This window comes from Paraburkholderia rhizosphaerae (assembly GCF_004366595.1).
Classification (GTDB): domain Bacteria; phylum Pseudomonadota; class Gammaproteobacteria; order Burkholderiales; family Burkholderiaceae; genus Paraburkholderia; species Paraburkholderia rhizosphaerae.
In genome coordinates this window covers 42,953-68,493 of sequence record NZ_SORE01000001.1, presented here as the reverse complement: position 1 = coordinate 68,493, position 25,541 = coordinate 42,953, and the positions used below count along the sequence as shown (strand labels likewise).

At 64.1% G+C, this 25,541-nt stretch carries 23 protein-coding genes; 17 read left to right on the top strand and 6 right to left on the bottom strand.

The window, feature by feature from the left end; translation table 11 throughout:
- The first annotated feature begins 247 nt into the window (after positions 1-247).
- The 9 genes from BX592_RS00255 to BX592_RS00215 all read left to right on the top strand — a co-directional run bounded on the left by BX592_RS00255 (position 248) and on the right by BX592_RS00215 (position 9,391).
- On the top strand, positions 248-1,297 hold the full coding sequence (locus tag BX592_RS00255; protein WP_134189640.1) for a sugar ABC transporter substrate-binding protein: 1,050 nt from the start codon (positions 248-250) through the stop codon (positions 1,295-1,297).
- Between the two features lie 5 nt (positions 1,298-1,302).
- Positions 1,303-2,850 carry a sugar ABC transporter ATP-binding protein gene (locus BX592_RS00250; protein ID WP_134189639.1) on the top strand — a complete coding sequence of 516 codons (1,548 nt, stop codon included), beginning with the start codon at positions 1,303-1,305 and terminating at the stop codon, positions 2,848-2,850.
- The gene (locus BX592_RS00245) at positions 2,840-3,895 is read left to right on the top strand and encodes an ABC transporter permease (protein WP_134189638.1); all 1,056 of its coding nucleotides are present in this window, start codon (positions 2,840-2,842) and stop codon (positions 3,893-3,895) included. Before BX592_RS00250 ends, BX592_RS00245 begins: the two co-directional genes overlap by 11 nt.
- 41 nt (positions 3,896-3,936) lie before the next feature.
- Positions 3,937-4,254: a UxaA family hydrolase gene (locus BX592_RS00240; RefSeq protein WP_134189637.1), complete on the top strand. Its 318-nt coding sequence runs from the start codon at positions 3,937-3,939 to the stop codon at positions 4,252-4,254.
- 56 nt (positions 4,255-4,310) lie between these two features.
- A complete protein-coding gene (locus BX592_RS00235) occupies positions 4,311-5,624 on the top strand; it encodes a UxaA family hydrolase (protein WP_134189636.1) in 1,314 nt (437 codons plus the stop codon).
- 136 nt (positions 5,625-5,760) lie between these two features.
- A complete protein-coding gene (locus BX592_RS00230) occupies positions 5,761-6,801 on the top strand; it encodes an aldo/keto reductase (RefSeq protein ID WP_134189635.1) in 1,041 nt (346 codons plus the stop codon).
- A gap of 1 nt (position 6,802) precedes the next feature.
- A complete protein-coding gene (locus BX592_RS00225) occupies positions 6,803-7,642 on the top strand; it encodes an amidohydrolase family protein (protein ID WP_134189634.1) in 840 nt (279 codons plus the stop codon).
- A 95-nt stretch (positions 7,643-7,737) separates the two neighbouring features.
- A complete protein-coding gene (locus BX592_RS00220) occupies positions 7,738-8,481 on the top strand; it encodes an SDR family oxidoreductase (protein WP_134189633.1) in 744 nt (247 codons plus the stop codon).
- A gap of 61 nt (positions 8,482-8,542) precedes the next feature.
- Positions 8,543-9,391: an ureidoglycolate lyase gene (locus BX592_RS00215; protein ID WP_134189632.1), complete on the top strand. Its 849-nt coding sequence runs from the start codon at positions 8,543-8,545 to the stop codon at positions 9,389-9,391.
- A gap of 59 nt (positions 9,392-9,450) precedes the next feature.
- On the opposite strand, the gene BX592_RS00210 is transcribed toward BX592_RS00215, so the two are convergent.
- Both BX592_RS00210 and BX592_RS33685 read right to left on the bottom strand, forming a co-directional pair.
- Positions 9,451-9,897, bottom strand: a complete 447-nt coding sequence (locus tag BX592_RS00210; RefSeq protein ID WP_134189631.1) for a PaaI family thioesterase — start codon at positions 9,895-9,897, stop codon at positions 9,451-9,453.
- 162 nt (positions 9,898-10,059) lie between these two features.
- Positions 10,060-10,230 carry a hypothetical protein gene (locus BX592_RS33685; RefSeq protein ID WP_166676278.1) on the bottom strand — a complete coding sequence of 57 codons (171 nt, stop codon included), beginning with the start codon at positions 10,228-10,230 and terminating at the stop codon, positions 10,060-10,062.
- Between the two features lie 52 nt (positions 10,231-10,282).
- Between BX592_RS33685 and BX592_RS00205 the strand changes: the two genes are divergently transcribed.
- Positions 10,283-11,143 (top strand): MBL fold metallo-hydrolase, encoded by an 861-nt coding sequence (locus tag BX592_RS00205; protein WP_134189630.1) that lies wholly within the window; start codon positions 10,283-10,285, stop codon positions 11,141-11,143.
- Positions 11,144-11,237: 94 nt separating this feature from the next.
- Here the strand turns inward: BX592_RS00205 and BX592_RS00200 are convergent, their stop codons facing one another.
- Positions 11,238-12,359, bottom strand: coding sequence for an AGE family epimerase/isomerase (locus BX592_RS00200; RefSeq protein ID WP_134189629.1), 1,122 nt, complete (start codon positions 12,357-12,359; stop codon positions 11,238-11,240).
- Between the two features lie 152 nt (positions 12,360-12,511).
- Here BX592_RS00200 and BX592_RS00195 point away from each other — a divergent pair, with 152 nt between their 5' ends.
- From BX592_RS00195 to BX592_RS00175, 6 genes are all read left to right on the top strand, one after another.
- Complete coding sequence (locus BX592_RS00195) at positions 12,512-13,198, top strand: MgtC/SapB family protein (protein WP_134189628.1); 687 nt, start codon at positions 12,512-12,514, stop codon at positions 13,196-13,198.
- A gap of 526 nt (positions 13,199-13,724) precedes the next feature.
- Positions 13,725-13,952 (top strand): hypothetical protein, encoded by a 228-nt coding sequence (locus tag BX592_RS00190; RefSeq protein ID WP_134189627.1) that lies wholly within the window; start codon positions 13,725-13,727, stop codon positions 13,950-13,952.
- A 658-nt stretch (positions 13,953-14,610) separates the two neighbouring features.
- On the top strand, positions 14,611-15,975 hold the full coding sequence (locus tag BX592_RS00185) for a hypothetical protein (RefSeq protein WP_134189626.1): 1,365 nt from the start codon (positions 14,611-14,613) through the stop codon (positions 15,973-15,975).
- Between the two features lie 217 nt (positions 15,976-16,192).
- Positions 16,193-16,351, top strand: coding sequence for a hypothetical protein (locus tag BX592_RS33680; RefSeq protein WP_166676277.1), 159 nt, complete (start codon positions 16,193-16,195; stop codon positions 16,349-16,351).
- Positions 16,352-16,779: 428 nt separating this feature from the next.
- Entirely contained in the window at positions 16,780-17,055 is a 276-nt protein-coding gene (locus tag BX592_RS00180; RefSeq protein ID WP_134189625.1) for a hypothetical protein, read from the top strand.
- Positions 17,056-17,256: 201 nt separating this feature from the next.
- A complete protein-coding gene (locus BX592_RS00175; protein ID WP_134189624.1) occupies positions 17,257-17,871 on the top strand; it encodes a flavin reductase family protein in 615 nt (204 codons plus the stop codon).
- Positions 17,872-17,916: 45 nt separating this feature from the next.
- Here the strand turns inward: BX592_RS00175 and BX592_RS00170 are convergent, their stop codons facing one another.
- The 3 genes from BX592_RS00170 to BX592_RS00160 all read right to left on the bottom strand — a co-directional run bounded on the left by BX592_RS00170 (position 17,917) and on the right by BX592_RS00160 (position 23,634).
- A complete protein-coding gene (locus tag BX592_RS00170) occupies positions 17,917-19,893 on the bottom strand; it encodes a methyl-accepting chemotaxis protein (protein WP_134189623.1) in 1,977 nt (658 codons plus the stop codon).
- A gap of 284 nt (positions 19,894-20,177) precedes the next feature.
- Positions 20,178-22,781: a heavy metal translocating P-type ATPase gene (locus BX592_RS00165; protein WP_134189622.1), complete on the bottom strand. Its 2,604-nt coding sequence runs from the start codon at positions 22,779-22,781 to the stop codon at positions 20,178-20,180.
- A 211-nt stretch (positions 22,782-22,992) separates the two neighbouring features.
- Complete coding sequence (locus tag BX592_RS00160; RefSeq protein ID WP_134189621.1) at positions 22,993-23,634, bottom strand: FMN-binding negative transcriptional regulator; 642 nt, start codon at positions 23,632-23,634, stop codon at positions 22,993-22,995.
- 236 nt (positions 23,635-23,870) lie between these two features.
- Here BX592_RS00160 and BX592_RS00155 point away from each other — a divergent pair, with 236 nt between their 5' ends.
- On the top strand, positions 23,871-25,307 hold the full coding sequence (locus BX592_RS00155; RefSeq protein WP_134189620.1) for a DUF1254 domain-containing protein: 1,437 nt from the start codon (positions 23,871-23,873) through the stop codon (positions 25,305-25,307).
- Positions 25,308-25,541 lie beyond the last annotated feature (234 nt).

The following is a 25,541-nucleotide window of genomic DNA, read 5'->3' as shown; positions in this document are numbered from 1 at the left end:
CTATAAAAAGTTCGTCTATGAATAATACGTTCATTGGTGAATGGCTGCTTCGGTTTTCTTTGAATCGGTAGCCGACGCCAATCCACGAGAAAGCGCAGGACGAGAGTTCCCACAGGCACGCGGTTGCATCGCACTCCAACGCAACAGCGGGCTGCGCGGGGTCTGGCAGTTCAAACAACGCAAAGTACAAAGCATGGGACTGGAGCGACCGCTGAAGCGGCGAACTCCGATCAACAAGGAGACAGATATGAATTTCGTCAACGGGTCGGGCACGGCTCGCCGTTTAGCTCGTTCGGCGCTGTCGGCGGGTATCGCCGCCGCGTGTGTCGTCGGTCTTGCGGCGAGCGGCGCCGCGCAGGCCGCCGATAGCGGCAAGGTCGGCCTCGGTTTGCCGCTGCTGACCTCGCCGTTCTGGCAGTCGTACAACAACTACCTGCCGAAGTACGCGAAGGAGATGGGCATCGACATCCTCGCGCCGGTGAACTCGAACAACGATCCCGCGCAGCAGATCACCGACATGAACAACATGGTGAATCTCGGAGCGAAAGGCATCGTGGTCGGGCCGATCGATTCGGCGGCAATCAGCCGCGCGCTCGACGCCGCGGCATCGAAAAACGTGCAGGTGGTCGCGGTCGACGTCGCGCCGACACAGGGCAAGGTCGCGATGGTCGTGCGTGCGGACAATCACGCGTACGGCGAGAAGGCGTGCAAGTACATCGGCGAGCACGTGAAGTCCGGCAAGGTCGTGCAGATCGAGGGCGACCTCGCATCGGTAAATGGCCGCGATCGCTCCGAAGCGTTCCGCGCGTGCCTGAAGAACTACCCCGGTCTGTCGCTGCTCGAGATTCCGGCCGGCTGGAAGGGCGACGTCGCGGCGAGCGCGCTCGATAGCCTGCTGACCGCGAATCCGGACGTGAAGGCCATCTACATGCAGGCGGGCGGCGTCTATCTCGCGCCGACGCTGCAAACGCTACGCCGCAAGCAGATGCTGTTTCCCGCCGGCGACGCGAAGCACGTCGTGATTGTCAGCAACGACGGCATTCCGCAGGAGTTCGACGCGATCCGCAAGGGCGAGATCGACGCAACCGTGTCGCAGCCGGCCGACCTCTATGCGAAGTACGGCTTGTATTACATGAAGGCCGCGCTCGCCGGGCAGACCTTCAAGCCGGGCCCGACGGATCACAACAGCACGATCGTGCAACTGCAGCCGGGTGTGCTTGAAGACCAGCTGCCGGCGCCGCTCGTCACGAAGGCGAATGTCGACGACAAGGGCCTGTGGGGCAACACGCTGAAATGAGCGAGATGACGCACGGTACGATCCCCTCGACCTGGGCGGCGGCCGGCACGTCGGTGCCGGTCGTCGAAGCGCTCGGCGTCGGCAAGCGCTTTGGCTCGACGTCCGCGCTGCGCGACGTGACGATGCGCGTGCTGCCGGGCGAGTCGCATGCGCTGGTCGGGCGCAACGGCGCCGGCAAGTCCACGCTGGTGTCGATTCTCACCGGCCTGCGCAAACCGGATACCGGCGAAGTCCGCTTCGCCGGCCAGTTGGCGCCGCCGATCGCGGACCGCGATGCTTGGCGCGAGCGGGTCGCGTGCGTCTATCAGCATTCGACGATCATCCGCGACCTGACGGTCGCGGAAAACCTGTTTATCAACCGCCAGCCGGAGCGCCGCGGCGTGATCGACTGGCGTGCGATGCGTCGCGATGCGCGTGCGCTGCTCGACCATTGGAAAATCGACGTGCGCGAAGACGCGCGCGCCGGTGATCTGACGGTTGAAGCGCGGCAACTGGTGGAAATCGCGCGGGCGCTGTCGTATGGCGCGCGCTTCATCATCCTCGATGAACCGACCGCTCAGCTCGACGGCGAAGAGATCAAGCGGCTCTTCAAACGCATCACCGAACTGCAGCGCGAAGGCGTGACGTTCCTGTTTATCTCGCACCATCTGCAGGAGGTGTACGAGATTTGCCAGGCGGTGACGGTGTTGCGCGATGCGCGGCATATCGTCAGTGCACCGGTTGCGGCGTTGCCGCGCGACCAGTTGATCGAAGCGATGACCGGCGAGCGCGGCGGCCTGGCGGTGGCCGACGCGGCCGCGCGTGCGCCGCTGCCCGAGAGCACCGAGGTCGCGCTCGACGTGACCGGCCTCGCCGGCTCCGACTACGCGGACGTGTCGTTTCAGGTGAAGCGCGGCGAAGTGATCGGTTTGACCGGCGCGACGAGCAGCGGCCGCACGAGTGTCGCCGAAGCGATTGCCGGGTTGCGCAAACCGCAGCGCGGCCAGATTCGCGTGTCGGGCGAACCGCTGCCAGCAGGCGACGTGCCGGCGGCGCTCGCGCGCGGCATCGGCTGCGTGCCGAAGGATCGCCATCACGAAGGACTCGTGCTCACGCAGTCGGTTGCCGAGAATGCGTCGATGACGATCGCGCGGATGCTCGGCCGCTTCGGCATTGCGCCGCCCGCGAAGAAAAATGCGTTCGGCCGCCGGATGATCGACGCGCTCGGCATTGTCGCGCCCGGCCCGGAGCACCCGGTATCGGGGCTATCGGGCGGCAACCAGCAGAAAGTCGTGATGGCGCGCGCGCTCGCGACCGATCCGCAGGTCCTCGTGCTGATCGATCCGACCGCGGGCGTCGACGTGAAGTCGAAAGAAGCGCTGCTGTCGGTCATCGATCGCGTGCGCGACGAAGGCAAAGCGGTGCTGGTTGTCTCAGGCGAGCTCGATGATCTGCGCACTTGTGACCGCGTGCTGGTGATGTTCCGTGGCCGCGTCGCGGCCGAATTCGACGCAGGTTGGGAAGACCACGACCTGATTGCATCTGTGGAAGGAGTCAGTCTCCATGAAGAATAGTGTGCCAAGCCCGGCGTTCGCTTCCGCGCAGACCCAGCCGGACAATGGCTTCACCGCGGGCGCGCGGCGCGCCGGCAAGCCGCGCATCGAATTCGCGCGGCTGCGCGATCTGGCGCTGCTGCCCGCACTCGCATTGCTGATCGTGATCGGCGCGTTCGTCAGCCCGAGCTTTCTGACGAAGGCGAATCTGATCAGCGTGCTCGGCGCATCGGCGGCGCTAGCGCTGGTCGTGCTCGCCGAATCGCTGATCGTGCTGACCGGCAAGTTCGATCTGTCGCTCGAATCGACCGTCGGCATTGCGCCGGCGATCGGCGCAATGCTCGTGATGCCGGCCGCGTCCGCCGGCTTCGGCGTCGAATGGCCGGCCGCCTTCGGTCTGGTCGCGATCGTCGTGGTCGGCGCGCTGGTCGGCTTTATCAATGGCTTTCTGGTCGTGCGGCTCAAGCTGAATGCATTCATCGTCACGCTCGCGATGCTGATCGTTCTGCGCGGGATGCTGGTCGGCGCGACCAAGGGCGGCACGCTGTTCGATATGCCGCCGTCGTTCTTCGCGCTTGCGACCACCATCGTGCTCGGTCTGCCGCTGTCCGTGTGGCTTGCGGCGGCCGCGTTCGCGGTGGCGGCGTTCCTGCTGCGTTACCACCGGCTCGGCCGCGCGCTATATGCGATCGGCGGCAATCCGGAGGCGGCGCGCGCGGCGGGCATTCGCGTCGAGCGCATCACCTGGGGTGTGTTCGTGCTGGGCAGCGTGCTGGCCTCGATCGGCGGGTTGATCGTGACCGGTTACGTCGGCGCGATCAACGCTAACCAGGGCAATGGGATGATCTTCACCGTGTTCGCCGCAGCCGTGATCGGCGGCATTTCACTCGACGGCGGCAAGGGCACGATGCTTGGCGCGCTGTCCGGCGTTCTGCTGCTCGGCGTCGTGCAGAACCTGCTGACCCTTGCACAAGTGCCGTCGTTCTGGATTCAGGCGATTTACGGCGCGATCATTCTCGGCTCGCTGATGGTCGCGCGGCTCGCGAGCGGAGAAGGACAGAACTAAACTGAACTGAACTCAGCTGAACTGAACGCCACCCCCACGGTATGCAAACCATGACAGACCCACGCCTGATCCTGCTGAGCCCCGAGGACAACTGCCTCGTCGCGGCGGCGCGCCTTCCGGCCGGTACGCAACTCGACATCGAAGGCGAGACGGTCGCGCTCGCGCAGACGATCGATCTCGGCCACAAGGTCGCGCGCCGCGCGCTCGTCAAAGACGAAAAAGTGCTGCGCTACGGCGCGGTGATCGGCCACGTGACGGGCCCCGTCGCGCGCGGCGAGCACCTGCACACGCACAACCTCGAAAGCGACTACCTGCCGACCTACACGCACGACGCAGGACACGCATTCGTCCACCACTGACCGGCCAAGTGGCACCGCACAGTCAACTCCACACAACCGGCCGCACATCCATCATCATGAACGACTCTTCCGTCACACCCGCTGCCGCCGCCGAGCCGATGCTCGCGGGCTATCTGCGCAGCGATGGCCGCAAAGGCATTCGCAATGTGGTCGCGGTCGCGTATCTCGTCGAATGCGCGCATCACGTTGCGCGTGAAATCGTCACCCATTTCCGCGAGCCGCTCGATGCGTTCGACGATCCGTCCGCCGAGCGTGAGCCGCCTGTGCATCTGATCGGCTTTCCCGGCTGCTATCCGAACAGCTACGCGGAAAAGATGATGGAGCAGTTGACCACGCATCCGAATGTCGGCGCGGTGCTGTTCGTGTCGCTCGGCTGCGAGAGCATGAACAAGCACTATCTGGTCGACGCCGTGCGGGCGAGCGGCCGGCCCGTCGAAGTGCTGACGATTCAGGAGAAGGGCGGCACGCGCAGCACGATTCAGTACGGCGTCGATTGGGTCACGCAGGCGCGTGGCGAACTCGCGAAACAGCGCAAGGTGCCGATGGCACTGAGCGAACTGGTGATCGGCACCGTCTGCGGCGGCTCGGACGGCACGAGCGGTATCACCGCGAATCCGGCCGTCGGCCGCGCGTTCGATCGACTGATCGATGCGGGCGCAACCTGTATCTTCGAAGAAACCGGTGAACTGGTCGGCTGCGAGTTTCATATGAAAAGCCGCGCGGCACGCGCGGACCTCGGCGATGAGATCGTCGCGTGTGTTGCGAAGGCCGCGCGTTATTACTCGATTCTCGGCCACGGCAGCTTCGCCGTCGGCAATGCGGACGGCGGCCTGACTACGCAGGAAGAAAAGTCGCTCGGCGCGTATGCGAAAAGCGGTGCGTCGCCGATTGTCGGCATTGTGAAGCCAGGCGATGTGCCGCCGACTGGCGGTCTGTACCTGCTCGACGTGGTGCCCGACGGCGAACCGCGCTTCGGCTTTCCGAATATTAGCGACAACGCGGAGATCGCCGAACTGATCGCATGCGGCTCGCATCTGATCCTGTTTACGACGGGCCGCGGCTCGGTGGTCGGTTCGGCGATCTCGCCGGTCATCAAGGTGTGCGCGAATCCGAACACGTACCGCAATCTGTCCGGCGATATGGATGTCGACGCGGGACGCATACTCGAAGGCCGCGCAACGCTGGAGGAAGTGGGCCGCGAGGTATTCGACGTGACGGTGCGCGTCGCGCAAGGTGGACCATCGAAATCCGAAACACTCGGCCACCAGGAGTTTATTCTTACGTATAAGACATTCGAGCCGGTTGGGCCCGCGTGCCTGCCATCCAGCGCGTCGCTGCCGCGGCGGGTGGTCGAGATCGCGCCGCACTGAAAGCCGCATGCATCGCGGATCGCGGGTGCCGCGCGAATCAGCACGACGCGCGGCACGCGACCGCACGGCGTGGCGTGGCATGACGCAGGCACAACGTTGCGCAGCGACAGGCGAGACAAGAAAGGAGACAGTGAGGATGACATCCGCAATCGATTCGAAAATCCGGCGGCGCCGCGCGATCGGCGGCCGTGCGCTGCAGGTGAGCGGTCTTGGCCTGGGCACGGCGCCGCTCGGTGGGCTGTATCGCGATCTGACCGACGAGGAAGCATTCGAGACTGTCGATGCCGCATGGGAATGCGGCGTGCGCTTCTTCGATACCGCGCCGCACTACGGCCACACGAAAGCCGAACATCGCATCGGCGATGCATTGCGCCGCCATCCGCGCGACGAGTACGTATTGTCGACCAAGGCAGGCCGTCGCTTCGTGCCGCGCAAGAATCCGTATGACGGCAGCGAAGGCTGGCAGAATCCGCTGCCTTTCGAAGCGATTTACGACTACACGCACGGTGGCATTCTGCGTTCGTTCGAAGATAGCCAGCAGCGCCTCGGCATTATCGATATCGACATCCTGCTGATTCACGATATCGGCCATATGACGCACGGCGACCAGAATCCGCATTACTGGAAGCAACTGACCGATGGCGGCGGATTCCGCGCGCTCGACGAACTGCGTTCGGCGGGCGTCGTGAAGGCGGTCGGTCTGGGCGTCAACGAAGGGCAGGCGGTACTCGACATGATGGCCGAGTTCGACATCGATTGCGCGTTGCTGGCGGGCCGTTACACGTTGCTCGAACAGCAGACGTTGAACGACTTGCTGCCGGCCTGCGAAAAGCGCAATGTCAGCATCCTGCTGGGCGGCGCGTTCAATTCGGGCATTCTTGCGCAAGGCGTGTCGGGCGATCTGAAATTCAACTATGGCGCGGCGCCCCCCGAAGTGATCAAGCGCGTCGCGCGGCTCGAAGAGGTGTGTCGCGCGCATGGCGTGCCGCTTGCCGCAGCAGCACTGCAGTTTCCGTATGCGCATCCATGCGTCGCGACGGTGCTGACCGGCGCGCGCAGCCCGCAGGAGATGCGCCAGAACGCCGAATCGTTCGACCGGAAAATTCCTCCCGCGCTATGGCGCGCGCTGTCGGACCAAGGCCTGATCGATCGGCGCGCACCGGTGCCGGAGGCATGACGTGACGACGCAGCAGATCGACGCGCATCAGCACTACTGGGACCCGGCGCGCGGTGACTACGGGTGGCTTACGCCCGAGCTCGCGCCGCTGTATCGCGCATTCGGCCCGGCCGACCTCACGCCGTTGCGCGAACGTGCAGGTGTCGCGCGCACCGTGGTCGTGCAGGCTGCGCCCACCGTCGACGAAACCCGCTACCTGCTCGATCTCGCGCGCGGCGAAGCGTCGATTGCGGGCGTAGTCGGCTGGGTGCCGCTGCTCGAACGCGACGCGCCTTCACTGATTGCAGAACTCGCGCGCGAGCCTAAATTCAAGGGCGTGCGGCCGATGCTGCAAGATCTGCCCGACGACAACTGGATCGCGGATCCGGCGCTGCAGCCTGCCATCGACGCATTGATCGCCCACGACCTCGCCTTCGATGCGCTGATCTTCGCGCGTCACGTCGACGCATTGGAGACCTTCGCGAAGCGCTTCCCGACGCTGCGCATCGTTGTCGATCACGGTGCGAAGCCGCCGATCCGCGATGGCGCCGCCGGCTGGCACGCGTGGGCGGACGGCATCACGCGGCTTGCGCGTCTGCCGCATCTGCATTGCAAGCTATCCGGACTCGCGACTGAAGCCGCGGCGGGTTGGACCGAAGCGACGCTGCGGCCGTACGTCGATCATCTGCTAGCCGCCTTCGGACCGGCGCGGTTGATGTGGGGCAGCGACTGGCCGGTACTGAACCTGAATGGCGACTATCTGCTGTGGCATTCAATCGCGACGACGCTTGTCGCCACATTGCCCGATGCGCAGCGCGACGCGATTTTCGGCGCGAATGCCGCCGCTTTTTATCGTCTTTGACAACACAAGCCGCCATCCGCATCGTCAGATCCATGTGGGTCGCGGGCGATGCGCGAGATGCGGTTCGAAACCTCGCAAATTGACTGGAGCCGCAGATGACACAACGACTGGCCGGCAAGACGGCCGTGATTACCGCCGCTGGACAAGGCATCGGCCTTGCGACGGCCGAACTTTTCGCGCGTGAGGGCGCGCGTGTAATCGCCACCGATATCAAACCCGATTCGCTCGCCGGCAAGCCGGTCGAAGCGCGCAAGCTCGACGTGCGCGATATGGCGGCGATCAACGCGCTTGCAAAAGAACTCGGCCCAATCGACGTGCTGTTCAACTGCGCGGGCTTCGTGCACGCCGGTTCGATTCTCGAAGCCAGCGAAGAAGACTGGGATTTCGCGTTCGACCTGAACGCGAAGGCGATGTACCGGACTATCCGCGCGTTCCTGCCCGGCATGCTCGAAAAGGGTAGCGGCTCGATCATCAATATGTCGTCGGCGGCCTCGAGCGTGAAGGGCGTGCCGAACCGCTTCGTGTACGGCGCCTCGAAAGCGGCGGTCATCGGTCTCACGAAGGCGGTGGCGGCCGATTTCGTCACGCGTGGTGTACGCTGTAACGCGATTTGCCCGGGCACGGTCGCGTCGCCGTCGCTCGAACAGCGAATCGCCGAGCAGGCTCAGGCACAACGCAAAAGCGTCGGCGACGTGCAGGCGGCTTTCGTCGTGCGCCAGCCGATGGGCCGTATCGGCAAGCCGGAAGAGATCGCGGCGCTCGCGCTTTATCTGGCATCCGACGAATCGGCGTTTACGACCGGCCACGCGCATGTGATCGACGGCGGCTGGTCGAACTGACCGGCGTCTGTCATCACTATTTCGAACTTCCGTTGAACTTACAGTACAGGACACCGCAACAATGAAACTGCTTCGTTACGGACCGAAAGGTCAGGAAAAGCCCGGCATCGTCGATACGCAAGGCAAGATTCGCGATCTGTCGAAAGTGGTCGGCGACATCGACGGCAGCATGCTCGACGACGCGAGCCTCGCGAAGCTGCGCGCGCTCGATCTGTCGTCGCTGCCGCTGGTCGACGGCAACCCGCGTATTGGCCCGTGCGTCGGCAAGATCGGCAAGTTTGTCTGTATCGGCCTGAACTACGCGGACCACGCGGCTGAATCGAATCTGCCGGTGCCGCCGGAGCCGGTGGTGTTCAACAAATGGACCAGCGCGATCTGCGGCCCGAACGACGACGTCGAAATTCCGCGCGGCTCGAAGAAAACCGATTGGGAAGTCGAACTGGGCATCGTGATCGGCAAGGCTGCGAAGTATGTCGACGAGGCGAACGCGCTCGACTATGTGGCCGGCTATTGCGTGATCAACGATGTGTCCGAGCGTGAATGGCAGATCGAGCGTGCCGGTCAGTGGGACAAGGGCAAGGGCTTCGATACGTTCGGCCCGATCGGCCCGTGGATGGTCACGCGCGACGAAGTGCCCGATCCGCAGAACCTGAAGCTGTGGCTCGAAGTAGATGGTCATCGCTACCAGAACGGCAGCACGAAGACGATGATCTTCGGCGTGAAGAAGCTGGTGTCGTATCTGTCGCAATGCATGAGCCTGCAGCCGGGCGACGTGATTTCGACCGGCACGCCGCCGGGCGTCGGTATGGGCGTGAAGCCGTCGCCGGTTTACCTGAAGGCGGGGCAGACGATGCGCCTCTCCATCGAAGGGCTCGGCGAGCAGCAGCAAAAGACGTACGCGGCGGAATAACGATTGCCGCATCGCGCATTGCCGGGGCGGTGCGAGTCGCCGCTCCGAAGCGTTACACGTCAATCCCCTTGCGGTTCCCCTTTGTTATTCTCGGTGCCATCGCCGATCCGGTTGATGGTGCCCTGCGCGACTGCGATGAGCCTCTCACGGTCGCCGTCCGTCACGTACACGCTGCATTGGCAGGTTGCCTGATGGCGCCCCGCGTAGATCACTTGCGCACGGGCCATCAAAATCCCGTTCACCGCCGGCCGCAGGTAGTTGATCTTGTACTCCCCGATGACCACTCTCGGTCCGAGCGCCAGCGCACCGGCGAACGTCAATGCATTGTCCGCGAGATAGCTGATCACGCCGCCGTGCACAAACCCGTGTTGCTGCTTCAGATCGTCGCGGACCGGCAGGCATAGCGTCAGCTCGTTGGCGCCGACATACATCAGCTCGGTGCCAAGCAGCGTGCTGAACGGCTGCGCATGGAGTGCGCCGCGCGCGCGGTCCAGGAGATCAGTCATCGTCGGATTTCCTTCGGGTGGTCGCCCGCTGTGACGTTCCACCCACTCTAGGAAGCGCAAACACGCGAAGTCAAGATAATCCGGAAAAAATCGCGCTGTAATTGTTGTGAAAAAAGAGGGTAGTTTGTCGTAGGCCGGTTGGCTCATCTGAAGTGAGCGCGCTTACCGCTGCTTGTTGCTGTAAACCCGCATGCACCGGTTTCCGCCGTTTATCGGAGCGATCACGACGACGATGACGACGACCGTCGCGAAGCGGCGTGACATCGCGCGAAGCGCTCGGCGGGCCTCGTCAACCGCAGCGTTCGAGATTTCCAGTTCGATGCTGACGGACACCGATAGCTCGGTTATCTTCCAGTTGCTGACGGTATGAATTGAGGTGACTTTAATGAAACCCGCGATCGAAGCGTTTCACGACCCCGTTACGGCAACGATCAGCTATGTCGTGCATGCCGGTCCCGGTTCGCATTGCGCGGTCATCGACTCGGTGCTCGACTACGATCCGCGTTCGGGGCGCACGTCGACACATTGCGCCGACCGCGTAATCCAGTTCGTGCGCGATACGGGTTTAAGCGTGCAGTGGCTGCTCGAGACGCATGCGCACGCGGATCATCTGTCGGCCGCCCCCTATTTGCGCGAGCATCTGGGCGGTGCGATCGGCATCGGCGAGCACATCCGCTCGGTGCAGAAGATCTTCGGGCCGGTGTTCAACTTCGAACCCGAGTTCCATCCGGACGGCTCGCAGTTCGATCATCTGTTCGTTGCGGGCGAAACCTTACGGGTCGGCGCGCTGGAAGCGACGGTGATGCATGTGCCCGGTCACACGCCGGCCGATGTCGCCTATCTGTTTGACGGCGCGGTGTTTGTCGGCGATACGCTGTTCATGCCGGACGTCGGCACCGCGCGTTGCGATTTTCCGGGTGGCGACGCGCGGATGTTGTACGCGTCGATTCGCCGGCTGCTGTGTCTGCCGGGCGACACGCAACTCTTCATGTGCCACGACTACCCGCCGAACGGACGCGCGGTCTGCTGGCAAACGACGGTGACCGACCAGCGCGAGCGCAACATTCATATGCACGATTCGGTCGAGGAGCACGCGTTTGTGCAGATGCGCAATACGCGCGACGCCACGCTCGGCATGCCGACGCTGCTGATTCCGTCGATTCAGATGAATATCCGCGCGGGTATCGCGCCGCCGCCGGAAGCAAACGGCATCCACTATCTGAAGACGCCGCTCAATGTATTGTGAAGCGGGGCAGCGTCGTGGAACCGCGACGCGCGCAACCGCCGCGCGGGGTCGACCATCAACCGGCGCTCATTCCATTGCGCTTCGCTTTATCGCGTCACAGCGCGGCATAAGCGGTCGCAAGGTGATAAGGCGTGGTCGACGGCATATCGTCGCGCGATACGTCACCTGCCGCGGTCTTGCATTCGTACCAGCCTTGCGGGCGCAGGAAGCGTTCGCTGAAGCGCGCGATCTGTTGCGGTAGTGCGGCGCGGACGTCGGCGTCCGGATGAACCGCGAGCGCGCGCAGGTATTCGGATTGCGCCCAGATCCGTTGCGTCGCGTCCCGCATCGCCCCTTGCTCATCGAGCGCCAGCGCGACGCCGCCGGTGGCTGCGTCAACGCCGTGTTGCTGTGCAAAAACGAATGCGCGGGCAAGTGGCTCCTCGAGGCCCGATCGAGTCAGCAACCTACCCGCCTGACGCATGAGCCAGAACCATTCGAACTGGTGCCCAGGCTCGAGCCAGTTATCGGCGCTACCGATCGGCAACTCGGCAATGCAACCGGTCGGCGCGTGCACGAACGCGCGCGCGACCGCATCGCACAGACGCTCGAGCGCGGTATCGAACGCCGCATCGCCGGTTGCTTGCCGCGCGGCGAGCCACGCTTCGGTGAGGTGCATCAGCGGGTTCTGCAGCGGTCCGCCGCTCGCCGCGGAAAAGTCCGCGTTCAGCGCGGCGTTGTAAAGCCCTTGAGCGTTTTGCACACCACCATGCGACCCGTCGCGAATCGCAAAACGCTCTTCGATGATCGACGAGGTGCGACGCACGATCTCGAACGCGTCGCGATTGCCCGAACGCGCGCCATATTCGGCGCATGCGAAGACGACAAACGCGTGTGTGTACAGATCTTTCGTTGTATCGAGCGGTGCGCCTTGGGGATCGACGCTATAGAACCATCCGCCGCGCGCACCGTCTTGAAAGTAACGGACCAGCGATTCGAAAAGCCGGTGTGCGTGGTCATCGGCGCCGGCCTGTGCAAACACGAACAATTGCCGCGCGCAGGCCATCGCGCGGTAGCGCACGGCCGGTAACGGCCGACGCCCGTCGGCCGCCATCGCCTCGTAAGGCAGGTTCAGCGCTTCGTTAAAGCCTGGGCCACGCCAGACCCGCAACACGACGCGTAAAAAATGTTCACGCAATGAAACGGCGGTGGCGGTCGTCGAAGCGGGTATGCTCATAAGTCGAATTCAGATGGGAAATGACGCGGATCGCGATCCGGCGGTGCGTGGCCGGCACCGGACAGCAAGCCGATAACCTGTAATGGTACGCTGCCCGGAGCCAGCGCGGACCGCATCTTGCTAGGTCGATAAAAAAGCAGGGGGAAGACAACATGCCAGGCAATCTTGAACTTATTGGGCGGCTCGTGATGGCAGCCGCACTCGGCAGTGTGATCGGCTTCGAGCGCGAACGGTTGTCGTGGGCGGCGGGGCTGCGTACGCATATGCTGGTATGCGTCGGCTCGGCGCTGTTTATGATCGTGTCCGCCTTCGGCTTCGCCGACGTGCAGAGCGGCGACCATGTCATTCTCGATCCATCGCGGGTCGCCGCGCAGGTCGTGTCCGGCATCGGCTTTCTTGGCGCGGGGTCGATCCTGCTGCGCGGCGAGATCGTCCGCGGGCTGACGACGGCGGCGAGCTTATGGTCCGTCGCGGCGATCGGTCTCGCAGTAGGCGGCGGCCTGTATATCGCGTCGATTGCGGCGACGCTGATCATTCTGCTGATCCTCGCCGGCATCAAGCCGATCGAGCGGCGTTTCATCACGGTGAAGCAGCGGCGCCAGATGACGCTGCTGGTCGAACGAGGTGCGATGACGTTTCACTCGCTGCACGATGCACTGGGCACGTCGAGCGTACGAGTCAAGCAGTTCATCGTGCAGCAGGGCGACGACTCCACTGAAATCGACGAAGTGATGATCACGCTAAGCCGCGTTTCATCGCTGGAATACAAGGCGATTTGCGAGCAGTTGCGTCAGCTTCCTTGCGTGAAGGAGTTTCGCGACAACGGCATACGGGCGTAATGCGGTTTGTCGCCGCGCCGCTACGAAGGACCTTTGGTTTGCTCGTGCTGTGTATCAGTCGAGCGCGACCCGGTGGCCGTGCGCCCGGCTCTCGCGTTGTCGCGTTGTCGCGTTCCGAGCGATCGTAGGCAAAGGTTCCGCGCGAAATGCGATGCCAGATCGGCACTTCGAATGCGAGCCATGCAGGCAACAAAGCAGCCACAAGTCACCGCGCTGATCGATGAAACCGGGCGCGACGTGATTTTGCGCAGCTATCTCGCGTCGGTATCCGCGCCGCCGGCCGACTATCCGTCCGACGCCGAATTCCAGGCGGCGTACGACCGCAACCCGACGCTGTTCACGCAGCCGCACGCGGTGCGCCTTTCGCAGATCTATATCGCCGTGCCGGCAGGCGCCGATGCGGCGACCGTCGCAAAGCGCGGCGAATGGCGGCGATATGCGTTTCGTGCAATGAGCGGCAGGCCGGTTTGGGTGCGTTTCCGTTTCGATGCGACCGTGCGTGACGTAGGCGATTTATGGAGACATCGTGGGCACGCAGGCACGGTTCTTCAAGATGTTGCTCAACGCACCGCGCGAGACGCCGTTTCCGACGTCGAGGCAGTTGATTCACTACGAAACGGTGCGCCGCGACACCTCCTTCCTCGAGACCCCGCCGCCCTGGATGAAACGGGCCGATGTGAAGGAGTTCCAGCGCTTCGTGGCGTCCGGCCGTCAGCCGGCTGACATGGAGCGCGCCGATACGGGGACATCATGAGAGGGTCTTGTGATGAAACAGCATAGACATGTCCTTCGGATCGCGGTGACGTTATCGATTGCAAGCGCGGCCATGCTGTGCAGCGCAGCGTGGGCGCAGAGCGCGCCTGCTGATGCTGCTCCAGGCACCACGCAGGCCGCGTCGCCGAACAACGGCAGGCGACCGCGGCGGCTAGCGGTATCAGTGCCGCCGAAGCGAATCAGGTCGGCACGTTCAATTATTCGGCGGAAGGCATCCGCTTCGGCAATGCGTGGGGCAAATCGGTGACGCCGCAAAGGCCGCCTCATTGAACGATGTCGCGACGCTGCGCCGCGCGCGGTTCCAAAAACATGTGAACGAATCTTTGACAGCCGTGAAACGGGGTTTTGAACGGGCGAGAGCGTGGATCGCAGTGTGCGCGGCAGCCGCGTCGTTTTGCACGAGCGCAGCGAGTGCTGCCTTGAGCGACGATGCGGCAGGCGGTGCCGGGCCGGCCGCCGGCGCCGAGCGGTGCGTCGAGCGCTTCGTAACCGGAGTCGATCAGAAAAAGACAGCAGGATGACTCATTTGCGCAACGTGTGACCGGCGATCGTTCGACTGCGGGATCGAATCGCCGGGGCTTGTCGTCCATAATAGCGGCGCTCGACCCGATTCTTCCGGGCACACTTTGGAATAAAACATGGCCGATCGCGCAGCACCCGCACCCTCGACTCCCCGCCCATCCCGTTCAGGCTCGAAAGAGCCGCGCACTGCCGCCGTATCGACCGACACCGAAAACAAACTTGCTCGCGCCGTGCGTTCGGCGCAGCGCCTCGCCGAACTGAGCGACGTTCCCGGCGACGACAGCACGCTCGACCTGTTTCCCGACGATCCCACACGCGCGGCGCTGCAGGCGATGAACATCGATGTGCGGCAGGGGACGCTAAGCGGTTTCGAGTTGCCCGACGAGGTGCTGGCCGCGGTTGAGGCAGCCACGGAAGAAAACGGCGCGCTTGAAACGCCGCCGCAGATAAAGACCGCACGCCGCAACGCGCGCGCGGCGCAGGCGGTTGATGTGCCGCAAGGGCTCGATTCGCAGCAGGCGGAGCTGCAAACGTCGGCCGTTGAGGGCGAGCAGCAGGCGACGCCTAACTCGCCGCGCAGTTGCTTTGGCGACGACTCAGGCGATGCAGGCAAGGCGAACGATGCGACGCCGGCCGTAACGGCGGCGAGTGCAGAGATGTTGCAGGCACACGCGGAAGACATAAGCGCGGCTCGTCCGATATCGCCGCCTGAAGGCGCACCCGTTGTGCAGCCGATGGCGGCAGCCTCCGCGCTGCGTAACGCGGCGATGCCACGTGCCGCCACTGGCGAATCGAGCGCCCCGTCGCGCGATGCAGGCGCGCCGATCGACGCAGGCGCCGCGCCTGCCGCACGTCCTGCACAAGCGCAAGCGCATCCGTCCGCTTCGAGCGCCCGCACACCATTGGGGGCCGCGAACGCCGCGGCCGCCGCGCATCCGCACGCTGCGCCGGTGCGTCCGTCGATCGGGACCGGGAGCGGTGCGACCGCAGCGACGCAGAGCGCGCCGCGTGCGACGCCCGAACTCGATCACGCGCGCGCCGCCGCATTCGCCGATACCGTCGATGCGCTATACGGCGTCATCGCCGACCAACGCCGTGCGGCAGCCGATCATTCGCGCCGGATGAAGCGGATGTTGTCGATTGTGGTCGGCGTGCTGCTGGTGACGGTTGCGATCGGCGTCGCGCAGATGCTCTTGCTGGTGCAGTTGACGCACGACTCGACCGTTCAGCAGCAACGCATCGAGCAAATGCTGCTCGGCCAACAGGCGACGCTCGCGACGCTGCTGCAGACGGAATCGTCGCCTGCGGCCGCAACGCCCGCCGCGCCCGCAACGCCCGCCGCGCCCGCAACGCCCGCCGCGCCAGTGGCCGATGCGGACACGCCGGCGCCAGTCGCGCCAAGGCAGCCCGCCGACGTGCACGCACCCGCGAAGACCCAGCACGCGCATAAGCACAAACCGTCGGCGACGCACGCTCGCTGACAGGTTCCGAGCAACGCTCCGGCCGCATCAGTGTCTGGCCGCCGGGAGGCAGCTCGCACCGGTTGCGTTGTTGTAATGATGCAACGCATCATCCGCTACGACGCACCGCCGCAGCGCTATTTACAGAAAATTTGTGCGACGCACTAGACTTGGGCTAGGGGAAACCCTATACTCGCTTCTAAGGGAAAACCCTAGCCAATTATCAACGGGAGTCGCCATGAACTTTCTTTTTGCTCTGTTCCAAAAGGTCAGCGACCTCTTCGCGTCGCCGCACTTGCCGCTGGATTCGGATTACTCGTATGAAGCCCGTCGTCGCGAGGCGGAGCGTATGCGCCGCGCGCAAGCCACGCTGTTCGGTGTCCGTCTCACGGACTAACCACCTGGGTCCGATCGCGCAAAGTCGCGCGAAACCGTCAGCGTGAAGGTGAAAGCGCAGTGTCGAGAGCCCGGCTACAACGCCGGGCTCTTTGTTTTCTGGCCTGAAAAGCACGGTCCGCCGACGGCCTGCTGCGTTAGAACGCATTCAAGCGCCTTTCCGACGCTTTCTTCGTAGAAAGGGATGTAACGTTAGCTGACAACACCGCAGGCCACGCGTCAGCGCCAATTCATGAATTGTCCTGAAATAACAGGCGATCGGCAAATAACGGGGCGCCATGAGCGGCACGTTTGTGAAATGTGCGCTTACAAGTCTTCACGTTTATATATCGGCGTCGCCGCTACATTGGTTCTCAAGCGCGGGGCCGAAGTTTGATGGATGCAGTCGGGCACCAAAGCCCCCGCAACATTCTCAACGGGAGAACCAACATGAAAGGCTTGAACAAGACTTCACGCGCGCTGCTTGCGACGCTGATTGCAGGCGGCGCATTGCTCGGTGCAACCGGCGCGTTTGCGCAAACTGTCGTGTACGGCGAACCGCACATGGTGCCGGTCGGTGTGACGATCAACCTCGGCTGGCAGCACGATGGCCGCTACTGGGACGGTCACCGCTATTGGGCGCACGACGAGTGGATGCACCGTCATCCGCATGACCGCGATCCGTATCGTCATTACGATCATCACGATCACGACCATCACGGTTAAATGAGTTTTTGATCTGGCCGTCAGCAGTATTCGCTGTCTGGCCTGTCTGCAATCGGTCAACGGGCCTGCCGCAATTGAAGCGGCAGGCCCGTTGCGTTTACCCCGCCGATCATCGAAATGCGCGCTGCGCTATGCTGGACGCTTTCGTCAAAGGCTTCGGACGCCTGCAGTTACGACTCTGCAGTCACGAAGGAAAAACGTATGAGCGATGTGCACTTCTACGACCCGCTGGTCGGCCATGGTTTGCCGCACGATCCATTCAAGGCGATCGTCGCGCCTCGCCTGATCGGCTGGATCTCGACGCGCGGTGCAAATGGCCGATGCAATCTCGCCCCGTACAGCTTTTTCGGCGCGTTCTCGACGTTTCCGCCGATGATCGGCTTCTCGAGCGAGGCGTATAAGGACAGCATTCGCAATATCGAGGAAACAGGCGAGTTCGTCTGGAACCTGACGTCGAAAGCGCTCGCCGAGAAGATGAACCGCACGTCGGCGCCGGTGCCGCCCGAGATTGACGAGTTCGAACTCGCGGGGCTCACGCCGGTGCCGGGCCGCAACGTGTCGGCGCCGCACGTCGGCGAGTCGCCGGCTGCGCTCGAGTGCAAACTGGTCAACGTGGTGCAGTTGAATACGCTCGATGGCACGCAGTTGGATACGTGGCTCGCGATCGGCCAGGTGGTCGGCGTGCACATCCAGCATGCGTATCTGAAGGACGGGCGGTTCGATACCCTGGCCGCGCAGCCGGTGATGCGTGCAGGGTATCGAGGCGATTACGTCGAGACCGGCCCTATGTTCGAATTGCTGAGGCCAAAAGCGTAGTTAGCGGGTGAATCGCGTGCCGCGAACCACGACGCGGCCCGTCCATCAATGCCGCGTGTCGGCGTTCACCTTGAACACACTCACCGCGTCGCTCAACCGGTCGGCTTGCTCGCGCAATTCGGCGGCGGCGCGTTCCGCTTCGACAACAAGCGTCGCGTTCTGCTGCGTCGCTTCACCGATCTGCGTGACGGCGAGATTGACCTGCTCGATGCCGCCCGACTGTTCGCGTGACGCGACGCTGATTTCGCCGATGATCGTCTGCACCTGCCCGACCCGCTCGACGATACCCCGCATCGTGACGCTCGCTTCCTCGGCGGTCCGATAGCCGCTTTCGACTTGCGCGGTCGACTCGGCGATCAGCCCGTCGATTTCCTTCGCCGCCGCGGCGCTGCGCTGCGCGAGCGCACGCACTTCCGACGCGACGACCGCGAAGCCCTTGCCGTGCTCGCCGGCTCGCGCGGCTTCGACTGCCGCGTTCAGCGCGAGGATATTGGTCTGAAAGGCGATGCCTTCGATCACCGACGTGATATCCGCAATCTTCTTCGACGACTGGCTGATCTCGCCCATCGTCGACACCACCCGCTCAACCGCGCGGCCGCCGTCGACTGCCGCGGCCGATGCGTTCGTGACCAGCGTATTCGCTTGCGCCGCGTGGTTCGCATTCTGCTGCACGGTGGATGTCAGTTCCTCCATGCTCGCGGCAGTCTGTTCGAGGCTGCTCGCCTGCGTCGCGACACGCGCGGCGATATCGCCGCTGCCGGCCGCGATCTTCGCGGTGCCATCCGTCATGTCGGACGAAGCGCTGCGCACCTGCGTGACGATCCGCGCGAGACCTTCGCCAATCCCGTCGATCGCGTGCATCAGGCGGCCGATTTCGTCGCTGCGGCCGCGGTTCGCGTCGGCCACGCGCACGCTGAGATCGCCGGCCGCGAACCGCTCGGATGCCTTGGCCGCTTCCTCGAGCGGGCGGCTGACGAGGCGGCGCACCACAATCAGAAACACCGCGACGAATACCGCGACGAGTACGAAACCGATCAGCAGGAAGCGATTGCGCGTTGCATTGACTTCGGCCATCACTTCGTCGCGTTTCGCAATGCCGCCGATCAGCCAATTCCATTCGGGCACGGTGATAAACGATGCGTACTTGTCGGACGCGCCGGTTTCACCGAGCGCGGCATCCGCGGACGCGAAGGCGATATGTCCTTGCTTGTCGTCGAGCATCTGGCGATACGGCGCGTTGCTGTCGTCGGCCTTCTTGCCGGCCGCGGACGGATGCACGACGAATTTGCCGCGGTCCGCGCCATTGGACGCATCGATCACGAAGTAATAGCCGCTGTCGCCGATTTTCAGCTTGCTGATGCCGTCTTCGATCGTACGGATCTGCGCGTCGACGTCGACACCGATAAACAGCGCGCCGATTACACGGCCGGTCGCGTCGAGGATCGGCTTGTACTGCGTGATATAACGTTTGCCGAACAGCCCGGCCAGACCGGTATACGTTTTGCCCGACGTGATGGGCGCATAAGCCGGGCCTTTGCGATCGAGCAACGTGCCGATCGCGCGCGAGCCGTCCTGCTTTTTCAGCGATGTCGTCACGCGCACGAAGTCGGCGCCGGTGCGCGCAAACACGGTCGCAATCGCGCCGCTGCGCGCGAGAAAATCGTCGGGGACCGAGAAGTCGAGATTCAGCACCTTGTCGCCGGCCTTGAAGACGGGCGTCGCGACACCGTTGATGTCGATCTTTTGCGATTCGTCGAGCGCGAAATTGGACGGCAGGAAATGTTCGAATTGCGTCATCGAGCGGCCGACTTCCGCACCCAGTGCTTTGTCGAACAGCGAAATCGTGTCGGCGATCGACCGGTCTTTGTCCGCGATGCGCGCGAGCACCTGTTCGTTGATCTGCTCGCCGGCCGAGCGAGTGACGGCCCAGGTGAAGGCCGCGAAGATCAACGCCACCAGGGCGCACGAAAGCATGGCGAGCCTGGCGCCAACGCTGGCGCGGCGCAGTGTAAGGAATTCCATGACTGTGGTGGGGTAATGGGGACGGGACTGCTCGGACAGTTCCGTGTCGCGAGGGATATGCCCACATTGGAGGTGCTCGCGACCTGATAAGGGTTATCGGCGATGCCAGATGATTTCTTTAATATTTTGAAAGCAATGTGTAAGTACGTTGGGGGGAAAGGGCGGGCGCGCGGCAGGCGGTGACCGCGACCCCGAATCCGACGGCCAGCCGCCGCCAAGTGAATCAGTCCAACGCGCCGCGATGCAAGCCCACGCTCCGGCGGTTCCGCCGGAGCCCGTCCGTATCAGCGATGTGTGCGCCAGCGGCGCAGCAGCAGCGCGTTGGTTACGACGCTAACGCTCGAGAACGCCATCGCCGCACCCGCAAGCATCGGATTGAGCAGCCCGAACGCGGCAAGCGGGATGCCGATCAGGTTGTAGACAAACGCCCAGAACAGGTTCTGCTGGATCTTGCGCCATGTGCGTCGAGAGATATCGATCGCGTCGGCGACCAGCGCCGGGTCGCCGCGCATCAGCGTGATGCCGGCCGCATGCATCGCGACGTCGGTGCCGGTCGCCATTGCAATGCCAATATCGGCGGCGGCGAGCGCGGGCGCGTCGTTGATCCCATCGCCGGCCATCGCTACGACGCCCGCACTGCGGATCTTCAGCTCGCGGATCACACGCGCCTTATCGGCGGGCAGCACTTCCGCGTGAAATTCATCGATGCCGAGCGCTGTCGCGACGCTCGCCGCGCTGCCGCGGTTGTCGCCGGTCACCAGCACGCTTTTGATGCCCATTTGCGTGAGGCGCTCGATTGCCGCGCGCGCGGTCGGCTTCACCGTATCGCCGAAGCCGATCAGCGCAAGCACGGCCGGCGGCGCGTCCGTGCCGCCGCGCGTCATCAGCCAGGACACGGTGTTACCCGCCTGCTCGAGTTGCCGTGCGCGCGATGCGAGGCGTTCGGGCAATGCGATGCCGAGTTCCGCGAGCCAGCGCCCGCTGCCGATTGCAACCGTGCGTCCATCGACGTCCGCTTCGACGCCGCGACCAGGTACTGCGCGTGCCGACAGCGCAGCCGACACAGATGGGCTGGCGAGCGCGGTACGGCTGTTAGCGGCTGCGAGTGCATCGTTGTCGGCATCGGCATCGGCACCGGCATCGGTTGTTGCGACCGGAACCGGCTCGGTCTCCTCAAATGCCTTCACCACGGCACGCGCCAACGGATGATCGCTATGCCGTTGAACTGCGGCGGCGAGGCGCAACGCTTCGATGCGATCGACGCCATCCGCCGTGTCGAACGCTGTCACCGACGGCTGCCCAACTGTCAGCGTGCCGGTCTTGTCGAACGCAACCACATCGATCTGATGCGCGGTTTCGAGTGCCTGCGCATCCTTGATCAGTACGCCGTGGCGCGCCGCGACGCCGGTGCCGGCCATGATCGCGGCAGGCGTCGCGAGGCCGAGCGCGCACGGGCACGCAATCACCAGCACCGCGACCGCATTGAGGATTGCCCCTTCCACGCCGGCCCCGGCAAACAGCCAGCCGATCAGCGTGAGCAGCGCAATGCCGAGAATCACTGGCACGAACACGGCGCTTACCCGATCGACGAGGCGCTGGATCGGCGCTTTCTCCGCCTGCGCGGTTTCGACGAGACGGATGATGCGTGCGAGCGTGGTCTCCGCGCCGATCGCGGCGGTGCGGATCGTGATCGCGCCTTCGCCGTTGATCGAACCTGCGGTGACCGGGTCGTCGGATTGCTTCGCTACTGGCATGCTTTCGCCGGTGATCAGCGCTTCGTCGATATGCGTGCGGCCTTGCAACACCTTGCCGTCGACCGGGATCCGCTCGCCCGGACGCACCGCGACGATCATCCCGACGCGCACCTGCGCAAGGGGCACTTCGCGCTCTTCGCCACCAATAACGATGCGTGCGCGGTCCGGCCGCAATGCATTGAGCGCGCGGATCGCATCAGTGGTCTGGCGTTTTGCGCGCGCTTCGAGCCACTTGCCGAAGCGCACGAGCGTAATGACCACTGCCGACGCCTCGAAGTACAGATGCATCGTGTCGCCGGCATGCATCGCGAGCTGATAGACGCTGATGCCGTATGCGGCCGACGTGCCGAGCGCGACCAGCAGATCCATGTTGCCGGCGCCCGCGCGGACCGCGCGCCATGCGGCGCGATAGAAGCGCGCGCCGAAGCCGAACTGGACGATGGTGGCGAGTGCAAGTTGAAGTGTGCCGGGCAGCATCGCGTGCCAGCCGAACGGTTCGGTCGCCATCGGCGCGACGAGCGGCAAAGTCAGCAGCGCGGCGATCACGACTTCGATGAAGTCGCGGCGGGCGCTGTCGCGCGGCGCGGCGGTCGCCGCCGGTGCCGTTGTAGTCGCCGGAGCGGCGGCTTCGGTGACTATCGGCGTTGCCTGATAGCCGGCCTTTTTGACTGCGGCGATCAGCGGGTCGACGCTAGTTTCGCCAAACAGCTGAACGCTGGCCTTCTCGGTTGCCAGGTTCACGGATACCGATGCGACGCCAGGCACTTTCGATAGCGCCTTCTCGACACGCATGGCGCACGACGCGCAAGTCATGCCGCTAATAGCCAGTTCGGCAGTGGCGGGCGGTGCGAGCGCGATGGCGGTGTCGGCGGTTTGCGCCAGCGGCGTCGCATCGTAGCCCGCCTTGCGCACGGCGGCGAGCAACGTGTCGACGGACACCGACGCGTCGGCATCGACGGTCGCCTTTTCCGTGGCGAGGTTGACCGTCGCTCGCGCGACGCCCGGCACTTTGGCAAGCGCCTTCTCGACGCGCATCACGCACGACGCGCAAGTCATTCCGTGGATCTCGAGCTCGGCGCCCGGCGCGGCGGGGCGCGATGGGTCAGCGGCCGGTGGCGTGGCAAGGTCGGTCATGATGGTCGGGCTCCTGCGGCGGCCGATGGACCGCTCGATGAAACCGAGTATCGACGTTCCAATGATGGGAAGGTCAAGGGGATATTTTGCGAAAGGCGGTCCACAAAGACGACTACTTCTTATGCCAAAACCGCTGCTTTTCAGTCTCCGCGCTACAAAACCCTGCTACTGCACACGTTGCGACAGGTGCGCGGGGCAGATGCGCAACGCGTCACCCGTTGCGCAGCGCCTCCTCCATCCGTTCCGACACCGTCTGCCGCGCATCGCCGCCGCGCTCGCGTAGCGCGTCGAGCGCGCCTTGCCGGTCCGCGGCGTCCTTGTTCTGACTGAGCTTCCATTTACCGACGAGCCGGGTGACCTCGATCTCAATGCCGACAATCGCGCCGAGCATCTGCGCGATAAAGTCTTCGGGCGCGTCGCCCATCTTCCACGGCGCCGGTTCGCCGGCTTCGTGCTTGCGCGTCAGCCGCGCGACCAGGCCGCGCAGGAAGCGCTCGTCGTCCCGTACCGCGATCCGGCCATGCGCGTGCACCACCATATAGTTGTACGTCGGCACCTGCCGATGCGCGTCATGTTTGCTCGGATACCAGTTCGGCGAAATATACGCGGACGGCCCCTGGAAAATCACCAGCGTGTCCGGCCGCTCGGCAGCCTCGCGCCAGACCGGATTCGCGCGCGCGACGTGCGCGCGCAGCGTGCCGTGCGGACCGCTTGCCGCATCGAACTCGAACGGCAGATGGTTCGCGTCGAGCCCATTCGGGCCGACCGTGACGAGCGCGCCGAGCGGGTAGTCGTCGATCAGTCGATGGAGCACGTCGGCGCGCTGCTCTTCGAAGTGCGCGGGCATATACATAAATTCGCTCCGATGGTTGAAAGGCACCCCGCAAAGCTATGCGGAAAAGCGCAAACGTACCGCGAAAATGGCGGATGTGCTCGTTCTTATCGCGGATATGCTTGCCTGTGTGTCACGGATACGATACAACCCGTCTACATAATCCTCAGAACGAGGAAAAATGCGATAGGCGCACGGGGGGCCGGTCCCGGCAGCCCGCATGTCCTGACGTAACCTTTCGGACGCCTGTTCGTCGAATGACAAAAAATCATCAAGAATCCAATTCGCTCAATTTGCGTTTCTATTCACGCCACTTCGTTTGCATTTCACTGGCAGCCGTTATCTTGCTGGCGGGCTGCAGCTCTTCCCCTATTTCGACACCGAAGCCAACCGGGTGGATTCAGGACGAAGTCGCGGATTCGTACGTGTTCGCGTATCCGCTTGTGCTGATGGGTGTCGCGCGCGACGCGGCGGTCGGCACCGGCCCGGGGCAAGCGCCATTCAATACGCTGCGCCACGCACAGGCGCTGCCGCCGGTTGGCGCCGCGAACCGGCCGACGCCGAGCGTCGATACGATCGATTCGTCTGCATGGCTCGACGTGACCGGTCAACCTGTGATCGTGTCGCTGCCTGATTCGCATGGCCGTTATGTCGATGCGCGTGCACTCGATATGTGGACCAACGTGCTGTGGTCGTCGACGAGCGCGCAAACCAGCCCGCGTGTAACTGGTATCAAGGCACAGACGGTTGCATTCGTGCCGGAAGGCTGGAGCGGCGACTTGCCGAAGGGGGCGAAGCGCGTCGATGTGCCGAGCCGCTACCTATGGCTCAACATCCGCGTGCAGTCGAACGGCGCACGGGATATTGCGGCGATCCGTAAGCTGCAGCGCGCGATGCGCGTTGCGCCGCTCGATGTGTATACCGGCGCCGCGCAGCCGTCCGACGCGTCGCGCAGCTACCCTGCAGGCGACATGCCGATCACCGGCACGCCCGATGCGCAGGTCGCGGCGCTCGATGCAAAAGGCTTTTTCGACGACGTCGCGCAATTGCTGCCGGACGCCCCGCCGTCGCCGGCTGATCCGCACGCGCTCAGCATTCTGTCGGACCTCGGCGTGAAGCCGGACGAACCGGTGCAGTTTCCATCCGGTGCGAGCAAAGCGCTGGCGGCGGGTCTCGCCGACGGCCGCACGCGCGTCCAGACCCCGCCGACGAACCTGCTGACTGCGAACGGCTGGAGCTGGTTCGGCGATGGCGTCGGCAACTACGGGCCTGACTATGCGTTGCGCGCGTACGCGGCGTATACCCAGCCTGGCATCGGCACCAAGGACGACGAGGTGCGCGCGACCGCGACGCTCGATAGCGACGGCCATCTGTTGAATGGCGCGAATCGCTACGTGATTCATTTCGCGCCAGGCCAGCTGCCGCCGGTGCGCGGCTTCTGGTCAATCACTGCATATACGAAGGAAGGCTCGCTCGACGATAGCGAAACCGCGCACGTTGCCGTCGGCGATCGCAACGGCTTGCGTCGCAATCGTGACGGCTCGGTCGACGTGACCGTGTCGTCGGCACGGCGCAAGGTCGCGAACTGGCTGCCGGCGCCACGCGGCGCGTTCCAGCTCGTGATGCGACTTTATGCGCCAAAACCGCAGGCGACCGACGGCAGCTGGGCGCCGCCACCGATCGAGCGGCAATAGCGGGCCTGCGCTGTGCGCGACGCATCGTATGGCAGGTGCCGGACCGGGTCGGTCGCGATCGCTTTGGGTTGATCGCGCATCGCACGCGAGTGTGTGATGCGCGATCAACGCGATGCCGCGGGCAATGCGTAACATTGCCCTTACATTTGATGTACCGCCGCGGTGCAGGACGTATACTTCGGGCAACCCTGACTTTCGTCACCGCGGCGGGCTTGCCGCCGCATCATCCGCGAC

Coding starts and splice junctions, on each gene's coding strand:
- BX592_RS00180 (WP_134189625.1), top strand. CDS start 16,780: ATGAAAGGCTTGAACAAGACTTCACGCGCGCTGCTTGCGACGCTGATT.
- BX592_RS00205 (WP_134189630.1), top strand. CDS start 10,283: ATGAAACCCGCGATCGAAGCGTTTCACGACCCCGTTACGGCAACGATC.
- BX592_RS33680 (WP_166676277.1), top strand. CDS start 16,193: ATGAACTTTCTTTTTGCTCTGTTCCAAAAGGTCAGCGACCTCTTCGCG.
- BX592_RS00175 (WP_134189624.1), top strand. CDS start 17,257: ATGAGCGATGTGCACTTCTACGACCCGCTGGTCGGCCATGGTTTGCCG.
- BX592_RS00235 (WP_134189636.1), top strand. CDS start 4,311: ATGAACGACTCTTCCGTCACACCCGCTGCCGCCGCCGAGCCGATGCTC.
- BX592_RS00245 (WP_134189638.1), top strand. CDS start 2,840: ATGAAGAATAGTGTGCCAAGCCCGGCGTTCGCTTCCGCGCAGACCCAG.
- BX592_RS00250 (WP_134189639.1), top strand. CDS start 1,303: ATGACGCACGGTACGATCCCCTCGACCTGGGCGGCGGCCGGCACGTCG.
- BX592_RS00200 (WP_134189629.1), bottom strand. CDS start 12,359: ATGAGCATACCCGCTTCGACGACCGCCACCGCCGTTTCATTGCGTGAA.
- BX592_RS00155 (WP_134189620.1), top strand. CDS start 23,871: ATGACAAAAAATCATCAAGAATCCAATTCGCTCAATTTGCGTTTCTAT.
- BX592_RS00220 (WP_134189633.1), top strand. CDS start 7,738: ATGACACAACGACTGGCCGGCAAGACGGCCGTGATTACCGCCGCTGGA.
- BX592_RS00170 (WP_134189623.1), bottom strand. CDS start 19,893: ATGGAATTCCTTACACTGCGCCGCGCCAGCGTTGGCGCCAGGCTCGCC.
- BX592_RS00240 (WP_134189637.1), top strand. CDS start 3,937: ATGCAAACCATGACAGACCCACGCCTGATCCTGCTGAGCCCCGAGGAC.
- BX592_RS00185 (WP_134189626.1), top strand. CDS start 14,611: ATGGCCGATCGCGCAGCACCCGCACCCTCGACTCCCCGCCCATCCCGT.
- BX592_RS00165 (WP_134189622.1), bottom strand. CDS start 22,781: ATGACCGACCTTGCCACGCCACCGGCCGCTGACCCATCGCGCCCCGCC.
- BX592_RS00215 (WP_134189632.1), top strand. CDS start 8,543: ATGAAACTGCTTCGTTACGGACCGAAAGGTCAGGAAAAGCCCGGCATC.
- BX592_RS00255 (WP_134189640.1), top strand. CDS start 248: ATGAATTTCGTCAACGGGTCGGGCACGGCTCGCCGTTTAGCTCGTTCG.
- BX592_RS00210 (WP_134189631.1), bottom strand. CDS start 9,897: ATGACTGATCTCCTGGACCGCGCGCGCGGCGCACTCCATGCGCAGCCG.
- BX592_RS00195 (WP_134189628.1), top strand. CDS start 12,512: ATGCCAGGCAATCTTGAACTTATTGGGCGGCTCGTGATGGCAGCCGCA.
- BX592_RS00160 (WP_134189621.1), bottom strand. CDS start 23,634: ATGTATATGCCCGCGCACTTCGAAGAGCAGCGCGCCGACGTGCTCCAT.
- BX592_RS00230 (WP_134189635.1), top strand. CDS start 5,761: ATGACATCCGCAATCGATTCGAAAATCCGGCGGCGCCGCGCGATCGGC.